Raw genomic sequence first — 17,373 nt, 5'->3', positions numbered from 1 at the left:
ATCGACTTGGTTTCAAACAACGTTTATTCATGCATACCAGCGAACTCGGACATATCCACGAGCGCCCCACTCTGGCCGAAGCGCTTGATGGTCTCGCGCGGCATGCGTCCGGTCGTGATGTCAGTCTGGAGAGGCAGCAGTTCGAGGCGCTCTTGCAGTATGCGCTGGATGTCTCAGGTGGTGACTACGGATTCGTGCTGTCGCCGGCAGGTGCTGGTGCCTATGCCGAACAGTTCGTGAAACTCGGTGCGGCCGTTGAGCGCGACAAGTCGGGTCGTCTGCTGGCCTGTCACGATACGCTGACCGATCGGCGGCCGGACCCCATGATCCTGTCGGTCATGCGCCTCAACAGAGGCGTGCAGGGCAAACCGATCGACATCGGTCTGCCGCAGTGCCTGCCCGGGTCTCATCCGCCGATCCGTTATTTCCTGATGGTGCCGATGCAGACCGGCGTGTCGCTGACCTCGGTGCTGTTCGTCGCCAATCCGGCCGTCGAACAACTGGAGCATGGGGGAGGGGAAACCACCATGAAACGACTGCAGGACATGTGCGCGGTGCTCTCCGCACGATTGCACAGCGATCTGGCCCTGACGGACAATCAGCTGCAGAGTCCGGGCATCGACGATGGCGCCCGGCACTATGTGCAACTGATGAACGCCTCTCTCAACGCCGTAGTGATTGTCGATTCCACTGGCAAGATCACGGCGTTCAATCCATCGGCCGAAACCCTGTTCGGCCGTGACAGCGTGCATGCCATCGGCACCTCCCTGGATCGCTACCTGCCCACCGAATTCCTGATGCCGATTCTCAAGCGTGCGGCCTCGATGGATGTGGACAGTGCGCCGCAGACGACAGTGCCGATAGAGCAGCGTTCAGTCACAGCGACTGCAGAGAGTGGTTGCAGCGTGCACTTGAAAACGTCCGCGTATTTCACGCAGCTGGAGTCGATGGTCTACACCACTTTCGTCTTCGAGCATGAATCCTCGACGACGGGGGTGCCCGATACCAGCACCGGCCACCAGCATTTCAAGGCGCTGACCAATGTGGCACCGGTAGGCATCATCCAGTTGGCGGCAGACTGGACCTGTGACTATGCCAATGACATGTGGTGCCAGTTGAGCGGGCTGAGCATGGATGAATCCATCGGGGAGGGTTGGGTAGACTCACTGCATGCCGAAGATGTTGTGGATGCACTGGTGGAGCTGCGCGAAGCATTGAGCGAAAGCCGCATCTTCTCGAAGAACATTCGGCTGCAACGCCCCACCGGCAGCATCAGCTGGGTGTCATTGTCTGCAACCGCCACGATCAATGATCTGGGCCAGTTCACCGGATGCCTGCTGGTTCTGCTGGATATTACCGAAACCTACAAGGCCAGTGAGCGGATGCGCTATGCGGCAACGCACGACGTCCTGACCGGTCTGGCCAACCGCACCTCGTTTCTCGACAAGCTGCAATCGCGCCTCGACTCATCCCGGCAACGCGTCCGTACCGCCCTGCTGTACCTGGATCTGGACGGATTCAAGACAGTCAACGATACCCTGGGACATGACTGCGGCGATGAATTGCTGCGACAGGTCGCGTATCGACTACGGACCGTTATCCGCGGGGAGGACATCTGCGCACGTCTTGGTGGGGATGAATTCACCATCATTCTGACGTCAGCCTGCAGTATGGAGGAAGTCTGCGCTATTGCCGAAACCATCGTAAGGGGCTTCAATCAGCCATTCGAGGTCTTCGACAACGATCTGAACCTGTCTGTCAGCATCGGCATTGCGCTTGCCAACGAGCAGAGCAGCAGCAGTGATGCCTTCATCAAGCAGGCCGATACCGCGCTGTACAAGGCCAAGGCTTCGGGCCGATCCCGCTGGATCGTGTATACCCGTGAATTCCAGCATGAGGACAAGCAGCGCTCGGCACTGGGGTCCAGAATACGACGCGCCACCGAGCGCCATGAGTTCACTCTGGTCTATCAGCCGCAGTTCCGGATCGAAGACCGCAGCATTGTCAGTTTCGAAGCCCTGTTGCGCTGGTCACCCAACGACATGCCCTCGCCGGACACGCAATTGCTGGTCAGCGTGCTGGAGGAAAGCGGGCTGATCAATGACGTGGGCCAGTGGGTTCTGGAAACGGCCTGTCAGCAACATCGGCAGTGGCTGGATGATGGGCTGGTCGATGAGAGTTGCACCATCTCCGTCAATGTCTCGGTAGCGCAGTTGAGTCTGGCCAATTTCACCTCCAGGCTGCAGCGCATACTCGAGCGTAGCAATCTGCCTGCTCATTGTCTCAACATCGAGATAACCGAATCGGCACTGATCGAAAAGAACAGCAGTTGCATTCGCGTCATGAACGAAGTGAAGGACATGGGGGTGAAGTTGTCTCTGGATGACTTCGGAACCGGCTATGCGTCTCTGGCCTATCTGACACGTCTGCCCATCGATTTTCTCAAGATCGACAAGTCGTTCGTGATGGCCATGAATTCGGACGAGACCAGTCGCACCATCGTGATGTCGGTTCTGGCCCTGGCTGGCACGCTGAACATCGATGTGGTGGCTGAAGGCATCGAGAATGAAGGTACACTTGTGCAGCTGCGTGAGGCCAGTTGTCAGTATGGCCAGGGATTTCTGGTTGCCAGGCCGATGATGGTCGACGAAGTCGAAGCGCTGATGCGAGTAGAGGATTGCCAGGAGGCAGGCATCGTGGAACTGTCGTGAACAGAGCAATGGATCAACAGGCACGTTCCGCCTGCCTGTGGGTCAGGAAAAGTAATGTGAGGAAATTCAGGCATGGCTGACAACAACGATTCGTTGAGCCAGAAAGAGTCCATCCGGGAAGGTACCGAACTGGACACCATCGAAGCATCAGCTGCAACAGCGTCGCCCAGACAGGCGCTTGGCGGAGACCCGTCAATCGTTCGGCAGAGCGCGGATGTCGTACTGGCAAGCGATTCCCGTTCCACGGATGTGGAGAGAGTGACGCCGCAGGAACAGGACGTCTCCGAGTCCGGCAATGACGTCAAGCTGGTAACGACGGCCGACGCCAATGACGTTGATGTGGTGCTGGGTGATGAAGAGGTGCCTTCAGTACCGGTCCGATCTCCCGTGCTCTATGTCGGTATCGGAGCCTCGGCCGGTGGTCTGGAGGCTCTGCGCGATTTCTTCGATCACATGAGCGCGGACAGTGATGCCGGCTTCATCGTGGTTCAGCATCTGTCACCGGACTTCGAAAGCCTGATGGACGAGCTGCTGGCTCGCAATACCAGCATGGCAGTCGAGAATGTCGTGCATGGTGTGGAAGTGCTGGCCAATACCATCTATCTGATTCCGCCCAAGAAGAACATCACCCTGGTCGACGGCTGTCTCTATCTGAGTGAGCAGGTTCGCCAGGGCGGGGTCAACCTGCCCATCGACCACTTCTTCCGCTCGCTTGCCACCGATGCCAAGCATCGCGCCGTGGGCATCATCCTGTCCGGAACCGGTAGTGATGGCAGCCGCGGTATCAAGTCCATCAAGGAAGCCGGTGGTCTGATTCTGGTGCAGGATCGCGAATCCGCCAAGTTCGATGGCATGCCCTTCAACGCGGAGAAGACCGGCACGGCCGACTTTGTTCTGCCGCCGGAAGAACTGGCGGTCTACCTGTCCACGTTTCTGAAGAACTCCATGGTTCGTGGGGTGCGTTCGGTACTGCGTGCGGCGGACAATAACGAAGAGAGTGTGCTGTCACTGATCTTCAGTCTGCTGAAAACCAACTGTGGTATCGATTTCGGGCAGTACAAGGCGACAACGGTGGCGCGGCGCATCGAGCGACGCATGGGCATCAATCAGGTGCAGAGTCAGTTCGATTACCTGAACATCCTGCAGACATCCAAGACTGAACTGGAAACGCTGGGCCGGGAACTGCTGATCAATGTCACCTCCTTCTTTCGGGACGAGGCAGCGTGGGATTATCTGGCGGCGCAGGTGATCAACCCTCTGGTGGAACAGGCTGACGAGAACACCGAGTTGCGCTTCTGGGTCGCCGGGTGTTCCACGGGTGAAGAGGCCTATTCCCTGGCCATCGTCATCGATGAGGCAATACGCGAATTCGGCAAACACCTGAAGATCAAGATCTTTGCAACCGATGCCGACGTGGAAGCCATTGCACACGCATCAACGGCCCGTTACCGCGAAGAGATCGCTCATGATGTGTCCAATGAGCGCCTGGCCCGCTATTTCATTCGGGCGGGTATGGAGTATGAAATACGGCCGGATATCCGCAAGACCGTGGTGTTCGCAACCCACAACATGATCAATGATCCGCCGTTCTCCAATATCGATCTGATCACCTGCCGCAATGTGCTGATCTATTTTCAGCAGGCCGTGCAGCGAGTGGTCATGTCGGCCTTTCATTTCTCGCTCAAGGACAAGGCTCGTGTGTTCTTCGGATCGTCCGAATCGGTCGGTGAATTGAAGACGCACTACAAGGTGCTGCATGAGCGTTTCCGGGTCTATGAGAAGATAACCAACACTCGGCTGCCCATCTCCAGTGTCAACAGTGCCGGCTCGGAGAAACCGAAGCTGGGCATGCGTCCGGTCTCCAATCTGCTGCGCAGCTACCGGGCCCATAGCAACAATGCCAACCGCTTCGAGCACGTCAAGGATCATCTGATCAACGACTTCGTGCCGTCTTGCCTGATACTGAATTCGGAGCATCAGGCCATGCATCTCTATGGTGATGCGAACAAGTACCTGATCCGGTTTCCGGTGGGAAGGGTGTCCACCAACATTCACGAGATCATTGTCGAAGAATTGTCGGTCGCTCTGGATACCGCTCTGTCACGTTCCAAGACCGAATCCAAACCGGTCAACTATTCGAATATCCAGACGACCATCAACGACCAGCCGGCCATGGTCGACATGCAGGTGGAATACTTTCCGGACAAGGGCGGCATGGAAGCCTATTACTCGGTGGTATTGATGGAGACCAATACCAAGCACGAGATGAAGCTCGGTACCAGTTCCTTCGATTACTCCGAGGAAACCCAGCAGCGCATCCGCGACCTGGAGAACGAGCTGTTGCACAAGCAGGAGCATCTGCAGGTTGCCAATGAGGAGCTGGAGACCACGAATGAGGAACTGCAGGCTGCCAACGAAGAGCTGATGTCCTCGAACGAGGAACTGCAGAGTACCAACGAAGAACTGCAATCGGTCAACGAAGAGCTGTACACCGTCAATTGCGAGCATCAGGAAAAGATAGAAGAACTGATGACCGTCAATGACGACATGGACAACATACTGGTTGCCACCTCGGTGGGCATCATCTTTCTCGATGAGGAAATGCTCATTCGCAAGTACACCTCGGTGGCCGCGAAGTATTTCAACCTGTTGCTGAGTGACGTCGGACGCCCGCTACACCATATTTCCAATGAGCTGGAATACAGCCGACTGTTCGAAGATATCGAAACCGTCAGCCGTACCAGCCACAGCGTGTACCGTGAGGTGTTCACGGCCAAGGGGGCTCCGGTTCAGATCAAGCTGCTGCCTTATTCTTCATCGACGGTAGACCGCGGCAAGGCCAGCGCCGTTACCATCACGATTACCGATCTGTCGCCGCGTCTGGATGCCTATGAGGATCATCGGGCGAAGACCGTGCTGATGCCCCACGGCTTTCCGGGACAGTTGAGCCCGGGTATTGCGAAGATCCGCATTCTGGTGGTTGACGACAGCGAAAGTGATCGGCGTGTGATCAAGCGCCACCTGAGCCACATCAAGTCGCTGTCCGTGGAAACCTTCGAGGCAGATGACATCAAGAGCGCCTTGCACTCCCTGCGCAATGACGATATCGATGTCTGCCTCATCGATTACCGTCTGGGGGTGGAAACCGCCGATGACCTGTCCAGACAGATAACCGAACACAACAGTCAGCTGCCGGTGATACTCATGTCGGGGTACAGCCGCCACGAGCTGGAAGATCGCATTCCCGACAATCTGCTGATGTATTTTCTCAACAAGTCAGACATGTCTGCCTTGTTGCTGGAGCTGAGTATTCGTCATGCCATCAACTCCAGCAGCGTGTTGTCACCTATGCTGCTGAAGCAATAGATTTTCTGCGCCCCATCAGCAGCTGGGTGCTGGCAAGCGCGCCGGATTCCAGCGCATCCAGGCATTCGATCGGTATGGAGAGGTGATTGCTCATGCCGCCAGGGCCGCTTTGCAGGTGCGGCCAGACAGGTTCCTGAAAGGCGACGAGCAAGTCGCCATCCAGGCGTAGTTCGATGCGCAGGAAATAGTCTTCGGGACGCTGCACGAACAGGCGTGAGTCGTCACTGGCGCCTCTGTCCCGGTTGACGGAAAACCTGCCGCAGGCGGAAGTCCAGCTGGCCTGCAGAGACTTGTCCTGATTCGAACTGCCGACGTCCAGTACATCGCTCATCATCTGCAGCAGGCAACTATGGGTGACCTTGCGACTTTGCCCGCCGTGCTGCCTGCCAGCGGTAGAAGTCTTCTCATCGACAAGCAGCCAGGGGCCATTGTTGTTCAGATGACCGGACAGTGGCGTCAACCAGGCGAAGCGGCTGATGTTGTGAGAATATCCCTTGTACATTTTCTATAGGTAGCAGCACTAAATTTCTGATTACCCAACAAGTTTTATTCACACTCCGACTAAATCCAATTCAGGAAACGGTTATTTGGGGTTACTCGGACATCAAGCCTTAATGAGGCATGAGCCCACGGCCAGACATCGCCTTCGGCCGGGCGGCGCTCGGCTCGCGCTATTCGCGGCTGTGTTCACCGATCCATCGCGTTTCTGGTTCGCGTCTTTATCCCTCACCGAGGCTAGCTGTCGCGAAGCAGGGCTTGCAGGCTCTCGGGGTAGTTGCTCTTCAGTGCCAGCCACTGTGCACTCTGCTTGCGAGCGCCGAGTCGTCGGGTGACGTGATTCCAGCGCTGCGCGCAGATATCCAGGGCGCGGCGAGCGTCCACCTCGCCATTGAAGGTGGCCAGTATCTGTTGTCGCAGAGCGTCCAGATAACTGCTCTGACCACTGATGTAGAAATCGGGTATGCAGTTGGCCAGACTCTGGCGATGGGCATCGAGAAACGACACGCCATACACCGACTGGATGACGTCGTCTGTGTAATGAGATTGCCTGAACGGGTCGAAGAAGCCGCTGGGTTGCCGCACCGCCAGTGTCGAGACATGAGGTGACGTGCAGAACAGGGTCAGCAGATAGGCCAGCTCACTGCGGACCGACTGCGCGCTGACGGTAAAATTCCAGCCCCAGTTGAAGTAGCCCATACCGGTGGCAGTCCCTTCGGCGCCGGAGATTCCCGGCAGCGGCGAGTGCACCAGGTTGTCACGCATGCCTGCCAGCGTCATCATGTGCTTCTGCGTGCCGCCCCAGCCGATATTGCAGAACGCATTGTCCTGAGCAAAATCTGTCCAGTTCTCGAACAGGCCATTGGTGCGCGCATCGGGTGATTGCCACTGGCTGGCAGCAATCAGCTCCTCCAGTGCTTCCACCCCTGCCGTGTTATTGACGTTCGGGGTCATGTCATCCTGTACCGGATAAAAGCCCTTGGCATGGAAACGGGCCCACCACTCCCAGACCAGATAGGCCGCATTGCGGAACAGGCAGCCGCCGTACTGCTGTTGCTCCGGTCGATGGAAGAAGGCCATCATCTCATCGAGTTCCTGCCAGGTCCTGGCAATGCCCAGTGGTCGACCATGCAGCCTTTCGAACGCTGTCTGCTCCGCAGGGTCCTCCAGCATGCGTTTGTTGTAGAACAGCAGATAGGCATCGCCATCTGTCTGGTAGCCGTACAGTCGGTCGCGGTAGTAGTCTCCCTTGCGATACAGGTAACCATCGGAGAAGCCGCTGGGTTCGTACTTCTCGGCGAGCTCGTCCAGTGCCATGATGGCGCGGGCTTCAACCAGCGCAGGCAGTCCGAAGGTGGCTGGCAGAGCCACATCGACCGTGCTGTCGCCACTGTGTGCCTGCAACACGAGTTCGACATTGATTTCATCGACAGGCGCTTCCCGGATGATGCAGTCGATGCCGGTCAGGTTGGTGAAGGCATCGGTACCAGCCTGCACGCTGGCGCCGGATCCTTGCGGTATCAGGAGGTGAAGAGGACCCTGGTGTGACAGTTGCCTGGCACGCTGCGCTATGCTCTGGTACCAGTCATGCGTGTTTTCGGCATGCAGAATGCTGTATTTACTGGCCAGGACACCGGCACTGAGGAGCTGGGTGAATTTGCGTCTGTCAGGGTTCATGTCGTTGCCAGTACCGTTTCAAGCGAGCTGCAGGCTCGTATCGAATCACCTGGCATGCACCAGGACAATTGTTGTGACCTGCAATTAACCGACCATCGAAAGGACTGAAAGTTATCATTCATCGGACGTGTCATCAGGGCAGGATAGAGCATGCGAGAAACACCGCCAAGTGAGTAGGGTATCCCCAGCCAAGGCACAGACGCCACTGATGCGGGCATTCGTGCTGTGCATGCTGCTGCAGGCACTGCTGCTCATCGTGCTGGTTGCCGGTGTCTGGAAGTACACAGCTGATATTCTCGATCGGGAATCCGAGCTGACATCCTATGTCTTGCCCAATCTGGAACTGGCACATCAGTTCACCAGTGCTACCGCCGGATTGCAGTCTCAGGGTCTGCTTCTCAGGACTGCCAGCACGCTCGATGATCTGACACTGCGCAAGCGCCTGTTGGAGGAATCGATTCAGGAAACCAAGGCCCTGATCGATTCGCGTTCCCGGCTCAGTGCCTTCGATACGGGTCGCCTGGCCGAGTCCATCGATCAGATTCAGGATGTGGTCATCGGTCTGTCCGATGTCCGCGCCAGGCAGCTTGAAGAGCGTGCCCTGCTGGCGCAAGAGAGTGAACAACGAATCGCCGAGCTGGATGATCTGCTCAAGATCGTGCAGGAGCGCGTGGTGGTTCTGACCGACAATCTGCTGGAAACCCGTGAAGTACTGTCGGAATTCTCGGAAAACGGATCCGAAATCGACGCGCTGCTGCCGGACGAGATAGAGGCCTATGACTCGGCCCTGGATCAGTTTGAAGCCAGCAGTCTCATCATTCAGGATTATCTCCTGTTCAGTCAGGACCTGATCGGGCTCAAGTCGGTGCTGGAAAGACTGCCGCTGATCGTGGGTCGACATCAGATTGTCATCGAGGAGCAGAACCGCGACCTGTTGATACAGGCGATGGTGAGTCGGGCCGTCTACATCAGCGATCAGGCCGGTGGTGATCTGCTATTGACTCCAATGACCGGTATCAGGCAGTCACTGCGAGGCGATGACAATCTGTTTTCTCGCCGCTTGGCCGCGCTGGATACCGATACCTTGCAACAGCAACTCAGCGCGAAGCTGGCGCAATTGACCATCGATGTTCCCGCTGTCACCGAGCAGCTTCGCAGTGAATCTGAAAGCATCCTGTTGAAAGTGGCGGCGGCCACGCGAGAGGGGCTTGAGCGCTATCGCTGGTTCATGTTCTTCGCCTTGCTGCTGTCCATGCTGGTGCTGGGTTCCATCGGTTACTGGTTGCTGTACCGGCGTACGGTGGTGCCACTTGGCGAGCTGGCTTCACGGCTGGATGATGTCGGCACGGAACGGTTCGCGCAGCCGCAACGGGCCTACTTCATCCGGGAGATCGAAGTGCTGTCTCAGGTGTTGGGCGAACTGGATCAGGTGCAGAAGCAGATGCAGCGCAAGGACATCGAACTCAATGCCAGCAACGACGACTTGCGCAAGGCCAATGAGGACCTCGAACAATTCGTGCATGTGGCGTCTCACGACCTGCAGGAACCACTGCGCAAACTGCAGCAGTTCAGTGGTTTGCTGGCAGAGGATTACGCGGGAAGGTTCGACGAGGATGGCGAGTTCTATCTGCACGCCATCGCCAATTCGGCGAGTCGCATGAGCAACATGATCCGTGACACGCTGGCCTACGCACGCTCGGCCCGCAACGAGCAGGCAGAGGACCGGGTCGATCTGAATGAGCTGGTTCAGGCGGTCTATGACGACATGGATGTCGCGGTGGCCGAAGCAGGGGCACATGTTCAGGTGGGTCAGTTGCCGGCGGTTATCGCCAATCGCACCGGCATGTTCCAGCTGTTCGGGAATCTGCTGATCAATGCCATCAAGTATCGGCGCCAGGATGTGAATTGCACGGTAGACATCCAGGCCCGACCCATGGAAGGCGAGGATACGGTGGTGATCGATGTCAGGGACAACGGCGTTGGCATCGAGGAGCGATTCTACGAACGCGTGTTCGTGCCTTTCGAGCGGCTCGAGTCCCAGTCGGTGTCCGGTACCGGCCTGGGCCTGGCCATCTGCGCCAAGGTGTGTGATGCCCACGGTTGGCGTATCACGGTCAGCTCCGAATTGGGTGTGGGTTCGTGTTTCCACATCGCAATTCCGGTCAAGGCCGTGGTGAAATGAGAGCTGATCGAGCCTGTCCGGCAAGATCGATCCTGTCGTGTTACCCGTTAGGCTGAACCATACGCCTCTGGGACACGTATCCTTTGATCAGCTACTTCTCAGGTTGCTGAAAGACCGGAGACTCGGCCACATGAGGTGGTCGGGTCCCTGGCATCACGATTTCTCCCGTCCTGTTCTCACACCAGTGCCACAAGGCCGCCCGTCGGTCAGGGGTATCGGCCTGCCGTGTGCTGTCGCTCATGTCGATGGAGCGCACCGCCCGATCGTGCCAGAATCGCCCGGAGCAGGCGGCAGCCTCACTCGCGGCGCTGAGCCAGACCAGCGTGTCTGCGCCTTCACGAGGACTGCGCAACAAACCCAGAGGGCGTAACAGCCGGACGAAGCCGGGCAGCGCATCACTGATGCCCGGTGTGTCGACCCAGCCCGGATGCAGGGCATGGAAAACCACCTCGCTCGGCGCTACACGCTCGGCCCACATTTCATTGAGAATGACCTGTGCCCGTTTGGCGCGAGCGTACTGACGCACCCCGCTGTAATCGGCATCACTCATTGCCAGCTGCTCCACATGCAGGCCCTGGGTATACATGCCTCCCGAACTCATGGTGATGACCCGGCCTGGTCCCCGGCGGGGCTGCTTCCCGTCATCGGCGCGGTGATTGCCCAGTTGTGGCAACAGCCTTGCCGTCAGCAGGAACGGGGTGGCCACCATCAGCTCGACGCTCAGATCGGCCCCGTCTGCCGTGTGTTGTCGCTCATTGAACAGTGCGCCGGCATTGTGGACCAGTACGTCGATGTACGGGTAGTTCTCGGCCAGCTCGGCAGCGACCTGCAGCACCTGCTCACGCACGCCCAGGTCGGCAATGAACCAGAGGATGTCGTCATTGCCGGATGAGGTGCGCAGCTGTTCCACCTGGTGGCGCACCTTCGACTCATCGCGAGCCAGCAATACCAGGGTAGCGCCCAGCGTGGCGTAGAGCCTGGCGGCCTCCTGGCCAATACCCGATGTGCCTCCCGTCAGTACCACGACCTTGCCGGCGAGATTGCAGGATTCCAGAGGAGACCAGTCGTGACGTCGCCTGCGTATCGCAGGGCCCATGCTGCTGAAGCTGGGCAGCACCGTCTTTTCCATCAATGCGTCGAGAAAATCGCTCTGCATGCCTGAGGTACCCACTGGTCAAGACGCGGAAAGGATCCGCAGATCAGCTGTTACTACGTGGTGGGTTCGCTCAGCAGATCACTGTCGCTGACGAGGACGCGCTCATCGTGTCGATTGGCGATATAGACCCGTGAGATAACGGTATCGAGAGGCTCCTTGAGTACGGCGCCATCACGCACGGCCTGCATGGCCGATTCAGTGATTTCATATCTGCCGCACAGTTTCCGTGTGCAGAAGATCGTGGCGGTAAGGTCTCGTCTGACACTTTCCTGCACGGCGAGGCCACCGCATAAATAGCACTCGACGAAGTTCATTGACGACTCGTTCTATCGTGAAGACAGTGGAATTCGGGTTCTCTATAGTGCCGCTCAATACCGGAGGGGAATGTAAACTAGCGTGACATCCCCCAACGAGTTGCCGCCATGCCTCAGGATCAACGTCTGTCCCTTCAGGAACTGGAAACACTCGCCACCGAGGTGCTGACCAGTCGGGGCTTTTCGACGGCACAGGCCCGGGCCATTGCCGAAACGGTGACCCTGGCCGAGCGTGACGGGTGCCTGTCGCACGGTCTGTTTCGCATTCCCTTTTACGTGGCGGCCTTGAAGAACCCGAATGCAAATCCGGTGATCGAGCCGACATTGCGAGTCTCCGAGTCATCGGTAGCGCATGTGGACGCACACGGCGGCTTCTGCCCGCTGGCGCTGAAACTGGGTGAGCCGGTCTTGCAGGAGAAAGCACGCCGACATGGCATTGCGGCGCTGGCCATTCACGATACCTACAATATCGCGGCGCTGTGGCCCGAGGTCGAACGCCTGGCCGAGGCGGGGCTGGTCGTGTTCGCCTTTACTGCGGCCAATGCCTTTGTTGCCCCGGCCGGCGGCAAGAAGCCGGTCTACGGTACCAATCCCATGGCTTTCGGATTCCCGCGGCAGGATGCGCCGCCGCTGGTCTTCGACCAGGCCTCGAGTGCCAGTGCTCGTGGCGAGATACAGTTGCATCTGCGCGAAGGCAAGGCCTTGCCGGAAGGCTGGGCCATCGACAGCGACGGCAATCCGACAACCGATCCGGCAGCCGCTCTGGCCGGCGCGCAATTGCCGTTCGGTGGGCACAAGGGAGCCAGCCTTGCGCTGATGGTGGAATTGCTGGCGGGCGCACTGATCGGTGATCTGTTCAGTCTGGAATCGAGTGCCAATGACAGCCACGGCGTGGGTGCGCCCCTGGGCGGGGAGCTGATTCTGGCCATCGATCCGGCGCATTGCAATGCCGGTGGCGACCATCTGGCTCGGGCCGAGTACCTGTTCAGCGAAATCCTGGATCAGCCGGGAACGCGTCTGCCGTCTCAGCGACGTTACGCTGCGCGTGAGCAGCACAGCAGGGACGGGGTCATGGTCTCCGGGCAGTTGCTGGCTGATCTGCAGGCACTGAAGACAGAAGCCTCATGAGCGACCCTGCATGAACATCGCACGCCGCGCTCCGGCACTGGCAGATTATGTGTTGCTGGTATCGCTGGCGATGCTGTTCGGCTTCAGTTTCACCCTGACGCGAATCGCGGTACTGGATATTCCACCGCTGAGCATTGCGGCCGGCCGGTTGTTGCTGGCCTTTGTCATGCTCTACCCCTTGATGCGTGTGTTCGGACAGCGCATGCCGGCTCCGGGACGAGTCTGGATCACGATCATGGCTGCCGGCTTTTTCGGCAATGCCTTGCCATTCAGCCTGATCAGCTGGGGACAGGTGCGAGTCGAGGCCGGTCTGACCTCCATATTCATGGCGGTCATGCCGCTGTTCACGATCCTGATGGCGCATGTCGTCACTCAGGATGAAAAGCTGACTCGCTGGAAACTTGCCGGAGTCCTGTTCGGTCTGGCGGGCGTGGTGGTGCTGATGGGGGTATCCGCCCTGAATGCACTGGGTGACGAGCTGGTCAGACAGAGTGCGATCCTGATCAGCGCGGTTTCCTATGCGATCAATGCGCTGTTGACGCGCCATCTGACTCACCTGCCGCGCTGGTCGGTGATGACGGCGCTGATGTTCGTCTCCTGCGTGATGCTGTTGCCGGTGACGATGCTGGTAGACCAACCCTGGCAATTGCAACCGTCCTGGCAGTCGCTGAGTGCGCTGCTGGCGCTGGCCATCGGGCCGACAGTGGTGGCCACCGTAATGATCCTGATCATCATTGGCCGTCAGGGTGCCTCGTTTCTCAGTCAGATCAATTTCATGGTGCCGGTGTTCGGCATGCTGGCGGGTGTGCTGCTGCTGGGTGAAAGATTGCCGGCAAATGCCTACGTGGCCCTGGGGATCATACTGATCGGCATTGCCTTGTCACGTTTCGGCATGAAAGCCGGTCGCCATCCCGATCCGAACGGCCTGGTCGAGCGACCCTGACGTAACCGTTTCAATGCAGAGCAGGAGGGGAGGCTTATCGCGACGTCGACGCAGGCAGGCGCATCATGTCGACATGCGCGATGCCATCCTCCAGATAACGGTCCGATACCGGGATGAACCCCAGGGATTCGTACAGGCTGCAAGCGCCTGTCTGAGCCGCCAGAAACTGCACCTGCCGGGGATGTTCCCGGTCCAGGTGAGAGATCATGCGCTGCATCAGTGCCCGTCCGAGTGCCTGACCGCGAAAGGCGGGGGCTACCACCACGCGTCCGATGCGCACCATGTGCCTGTCGTCGATCGTCGACGTCGTGTTCGCCAAACGATCGCGTAGCGTTCGGGCGATGACCTGGTCGGGCATCGCACGGGCGTAGGCCGCCAGAGTGTCATTGCTCAGGCCCAGCAGATGCCAGGTGCCGGCAGCGTTGTCGTGATCATCCAGTTCCGGGTAAGCACAGTTCTGTTCCACCACGAAGACGTCTACCCGCAGCTTCATGAGAGCGAACAGCGACGCACTGTCCAGGGTGTCAAAACGTCGGAAGTGCCAGTCCATTACAGTGTGTCAGGGTTGTCGGTGGTTGTGCGCCGGCCCCGGCGCTGTTGCCGGAGGGCCAGCATCAGGATGCCGAATATCGCACCGGCAATGGCCCCATAGAGATGAGAATCCACGACAACCATGCCACCCGCCACGGATTCGCTGCCGGGCAGTGCACCGTTGTACTGCTCCCAGGCCAGTTTGCCGACAACCAGCAGCAGCAGAACACCGGCTGATTTCGGATACGGGCGCAGGTCGGCCAGCACGCCGGCAATGATCAATCCGTGCAGGGTTCCGGAAAATCCGACGTAACCCTGTATGTCAGGGTTGAACAGCCACAGGCCCATCCCCACCACAAGGCTTGAGAAGAGCGTCAGCAGCAACCACTGTGTGGCGGTGAAGTGCTGCCACACCAGAGCAACAACCAGGGCCAGCCCCGCCAGATTCATCCACAGGTGGCCTGAGCCCAGATGAACGAAATTACCGGTAAGCAATAACCACCAATGGCCGGAATCTATTGCTGCCCGATCGAATCGTAAGGAGTCTGCAAGGCCCGCGTATTGCAGGGCAATGCAAAGCAGAGCGATACACACTGCCAGGCGGTGAGCCGGCGAACGGACAAGGATCTCTGAAGATTGAATCATTAAGCAGGCATCGAGTCTTATTGGCGGTGCTATCCTCACGGCAAGACAGATCAACCCTTTGAGAATACGGGAGAAGTGGTCCTGATGGACAAACAGATACAACAAGCAAGCGTTTCATCGGCGATGGAGGCAAGTCCGTCCGCTGCGAAGCGCGCAGGGGTGCGATCGGCGCAAAGCGGTTTTACCCTCATCGAAATCATGGTTGTCGTGGCAATCATTGCCATTCTGGGCGCAACTGTCGTGCCGTTGATCATGGATCGACCCAACGAAGCGCGCGTCGTGCGAGCCAAGAATGACATAGCCTCCTATTCATCTGCACTGGAACTGTACAGGCTGGATAACTTCAATTATCCATCGACCGAACAGGGACTGGAAGCGCTGGTGACCAAACCCACCGGCGACCCGGAGCCTGCCAACTGGAATGGTCGTGGTTACGTGAAGAAGCTTTCCAAGGATCCATGGGGACGCGACTATCTGTATCAGAGTGAGGATGGTGATTTCGAAATCATCTCGCTGGGCAATGATGGTGTTGAAGGCGGTGAAGGTTTCGATGCCGATATCAGCAGTCTCGACGCTGACTGAATGATGGCGGGTACGTCATGGTCGCGCCCTGCTGCGAGTCGCGCACGGGGTTTTACACTGATCGAGCTGTTGGTCACGGTGACCATCATCTCGATCCTGGTAGGCGCGGTCGTGATCAACATCGACTTCAGGAACGTCGGCAAGAGTGTCCGCGCCACGGCGCAGAGAACCGGTCTGCTGATGGATCTGGCGGCCGACCAGGCGGTATACGCACGTCAGCAGTTCGGGATCCGGTTTCATCCGGAATCCTACGAGTTCTACATCCTGAACGAGGATGAAGAGGGTGACTCGACCTGGGAGATCTTCGAGGACGGGCAACTGCGATTCCGCCCCGAGGATGTTCCCGTGGAGTTCCAGGTGGATATCTCCGGCTTGCCTATCGTGCTGGAAGATCTGGTGACGGAGCTTGCCGAGGCCACCGAGGAAGACCCCCTGAAACCCCATGTCATATTCCTGTCCAATGGCGAGATCATTCCCGATTTCCGGATCCTCATCAGCGACCTCGAGGGTGAATTCCGTTACGAAGTAGCGACCGGAGAGGTTCTGCCCGTGGTTGTGGAGCAGCTTGAAGGCTCGTGACAGTGAGTAAACCCATTCGGCGTCCAGCCAGATCGAAGCTCACCCGCGGTGGCGCCCGCAGCTGTACTCGCGGTTGCACCCGCGGTTGCACCCGCGGCTTCACCCTGATCGAAGTGCTGGTGGCCATGACCATCATTGCCGTGGGTGTCTCCGCCCTGGTGGCCTCGGCAGGTTCCAGCGCCTGGCGAGCCGATTATCTGAGGGAGCGCGAATTCGGTCGCTGGGTGGCCAGCAACCGTCTGACAGAGCTGCAGGTACTGCCGGACTGGCCGGATGTCGGCACAACGAACACGGAAGCGATGCTCGGAGATTTTCGCTGGTATGTACGCACCCGTACGCAGAAAGTGTCTGATGATGACTTGCGTCGGGTGGATGTCGAGGTACGACGTGACAAGGACGCCGACAGCTATGTCTACACGATTTCGGGTTTTGTCGGCAACCCGGAGGTTCGACAGTGAGACAGCGTGGCTTCACCCTGATCGAACTGCTGGTTGCGATGTTCCTGCTGGCGATACTCGGTACTGCAGGCTTCCAGATGCTGTTCCAGATCACTGCAACCCGTGATCGCATCGAACAGCAATCAACCCGGCTGAGCGAATTGCAGCGCACCTTCTATTGGCTGGCCGAAGACATCACACAGATTACCGATCGTTCGGTGCGATCTGCCGTCGACCTGGAACTGCCGCCGCTACAGCTCAATGTCGAGGGAGAATATCTGTTCGAATTCACTCGTGCCGGGTGGACCAATCCGGCGGCGGAGGTATCGCCTGCGCGCTCCAATCTGCAACGGGTTGCCTATGGACTGGATGAAGACAAGCTGATTCGCCAGTACTGGTATCACCTCGACCCGATCAACGAAGAACCGACTCGCCGGCGTCAGTTGCTCACCGGTGTCGACGCCCTGGATCTGCGCTTTCTCGACAGCGAGGGCGAATGGCAGACCAGTTGGCCTCCGGCTGATATCGAGACTCCCGGCATGCCGGTGGCGATCGAGTTCAAACTGGAACTCGAGGATTATGGCGAGATCATCCGCGTGTTTGCCTTGCCGGGATGAACAGCGA

At 58.3% G+C, this 17,373-nt stretch carries 15 protein-coding genes; 9 read left to right on the top strand and 6 right to left on the bottom strand.

Annotated features, from left to right (window positions below; translation table 11 throughout):
- Positions 1–29 precede the first annotated feature (29 nt).
- Positions 30–2,711 carry a putative bifunctional diguanylate cyclase/phosphodiesterase gene (locus ACUNV4_RS18795; RefSeq protein ID WP_430880138.1) on the top strand — a complete coding sequence of 894 codons (2,682 nt, stop codon included), beginning with the start codon at positions 30–32 and terminating at the stop codon, positions 2,709–2,711.
- Positions 2,712–2,783: 72 nt separating this feature from the next.
- Complete coding sequence (locus tag ACUNV4_RS18790; RefSeq protein ID WP_430880137.1) at positions 2,784–6,077, top strand: CheR family methyltransferase; 3,294 nt, start codon at positions 2,784–2,786, stop codon at positions 6,075–6,077.
- On the opposite strand, the gene ACUNV4_RS18785 is transcribed toward ACUNV4_RS18790, so the two are convergent.
- The gene (locus ACUNV4_RS18785; RefSeq protein WP_430880136.1) at positions 6,058–6,579 is read right to left on the bottom strand and encodes a hypothetical protein; all 522 of its coding nucleotides are present in this window, start codon (positions 6,577–6,579) and stop codon (positions 6,058–6,060) included. The two genes, ACUNV4_RS18790 and ACUNV4_RS18785, sit on opposite strands and share 20 nt — an antisense overlap.
- Positions 6,580–6,812: 233 nt before the next feature.
- Complete coding sequence (locus ACUNV4_RS18780) at positions 6,813–8,252, bottom strand: extracellular solute-binding protein (RefSeq protein ID WP_430880135.1); 1,440 nt, start codon at positions 8,250–8,252, stop codon at positions 6,813–6,815.
- Positions 8,253–8,421: 169 nt separating this feature from the next.
- On the opposite strand from ACUNV4_RS18780, the gene ACUNV4_RS18775 reads away from it, so the two are divergent.
- On the top strand, positions 8,422–10,434 hold the full coding sequence (locus ACUNV4_RS18775) for a sensor histidine kinase (RefSeq protein WP_430880134.1): 2,013 nt from the start codon (positions 8,422–8,424) through the stop codon (positions 10,432–10,434).
- 91 nt (positions 10,435–10,525) lie between these two features.
- Here the strand turns inward: ACUNV4_RS18775 and ACUNV4_RS18770 are convergent, their stop codons facing one another.
- Together ACUNV4_RS18770 and ACUNV4_RS18765 are read right to left on the bottom strand one after the other, a co-directional pair.
- Positions 10,526–11,590 (bottom strand): SDR family NAD(P)-dependent oxidoreductase, encoded by a 1,065-nt coding sequence (locus ACUNV4_RS18770; protein ID WP_430880133.1) that lies wholly within the window; start codon positions 11,588–11,590, stop codon positions 10,526–10,528.
- A 53-nt stretch (positions 11,591–11,643) separates the two neighbouring features.
- A complete protein-coding gene (locus tag ACUNV4_RS18765) occupies positions 11,644–11,904 on the bottom strand; it encodes a hypothetical protein (protein WP_430880132.1) in 261 nt (86 codons plus the stop codon).
- A 108-nt stretch (positions 11,905–12,012) separates the two neighbouring features.
- Here ACUNV4_RS18765 and ACUNV4_RS18760 point away from each other — a divergent pair, with 108 nt between their 5' ends.
- Positions 12,013–13,032: an Ldh family oxidoreductase gene (locus ACUNV4_RS18760; protein ID WP_430880131.1), complete on the top strand. Its 1,020-nt coding sequence runs from the start codon at positions 12,013–12,015 to the stop codon at positions 13,030–13,032.
- Between the two features lie 10 nt (positions 13,033–13,042).
- Entirely contained in the window at positions 13,043–13,975 is a 933-nt protein-coding gene (locus tag ACUNV4_RS18755; RefSeq protein ID WP_430880130.1) for a DMT family transporter, read from the top strand.
- 34 nt (positions 13,976–14,009) lie between these two features.
- On the opposite strand, the gene ACUNV4_RS18750 is transcribed toward ACUNV4_RS18755, so the two are convergent.
- Positions 14,010–14,525: a GNAT family N-acetyltransferase gene (locus ACUNV4_RS18750; protein WP_430880129.1), complete on the bottom strand. Its 516-nt coding sequence runs from the start codon at positions 14,523–14,525 to the stop codon at positions 14,010–14,012.
- On the bottom strand, positions 14,525–15,151 hold the full coding sequence (gene rrtA / locus ACUNV4_RS18745) for a rhombosortase (protein WP_430880128.1): 627 nt from the start codon (positions 15,149–15,151) through the stop codon (positions 14,525–14,527). Before rrtA ends, ACUNV4_RS18750 begins: the two co-directional genes overlap by 1 nt.
- 123 nt (positions 15,152–15,274) lie before the next feature.
- Here rrtA and gspG point away from each other — a divergent pair, with 123 nt between their 5' ends.
- From gspG to gspJ, 4 genes are read left to right on the top strand one after another with little or no spacing between them, the layout of a single operon-like run.
- The gene (gene gspG / locus ACUNV4_RS18740; protein ID WP_430880306.1) at positions 15,275–15,733 is read left to right on the top strand and encodes a type II secretion system major pseudopilin GspG; all 459 of its coding nucleotides are present in this window, start codon (positions 15,275–15,277) and stop codon (positions 15,731–15,733) included.
- 3 nt (positions 15,734–15,736) lie between these two features.
- The gene (locus ACUNV4_RS18735; protein WP_430880127.1) at positions 15,737–16,312 is read left to right on the top strand and encodes a pilus assembly FimT family protein; all 576 of its coding nucleotides are present in this window, start codon (positions 15,737–15,739) and stop codon (positions 16,310–16,312) included.
- Between the two features lie 2 nt (positions 16,313–16,314).
- The gene (gene gspI, locus ACUNV4_RS18730; protein ID WP_430880126.1) at positions 16,315–16,770 is read left to right on the top strand and encodes a type II secretion system minor pseudopilin GspI; all 456 of its coding nucleotides are present in this window, start codon (positions 16,315–16,317) and stop codon (positions 16,768–16,770) included.
- On the top strand, positions 16,767–17,366 hold the full coding sequence (gene gspJ, locus ACUNV4_RS18725; protein ID WP_430880125.1) for a type II secretion system minor pseudopilin GspJ: 600 nt from the start codon (positions 16,767–16,769) through the stop codon (positions 17,364–17,366). The genes gspI and gspJ overlap by 4 nt, the downstream gene beginning before the upstream one ends.
- Positions 17,367–17,373: the final 7 nt, after the last annotated feature.

The sequence above is a fragment of the Granulosicoccus sp. 3-233 genome (assembly GCF_052681095.1).
This window is presented reverse-complemented; position numbering and strand designations above follow the sequence as displayed.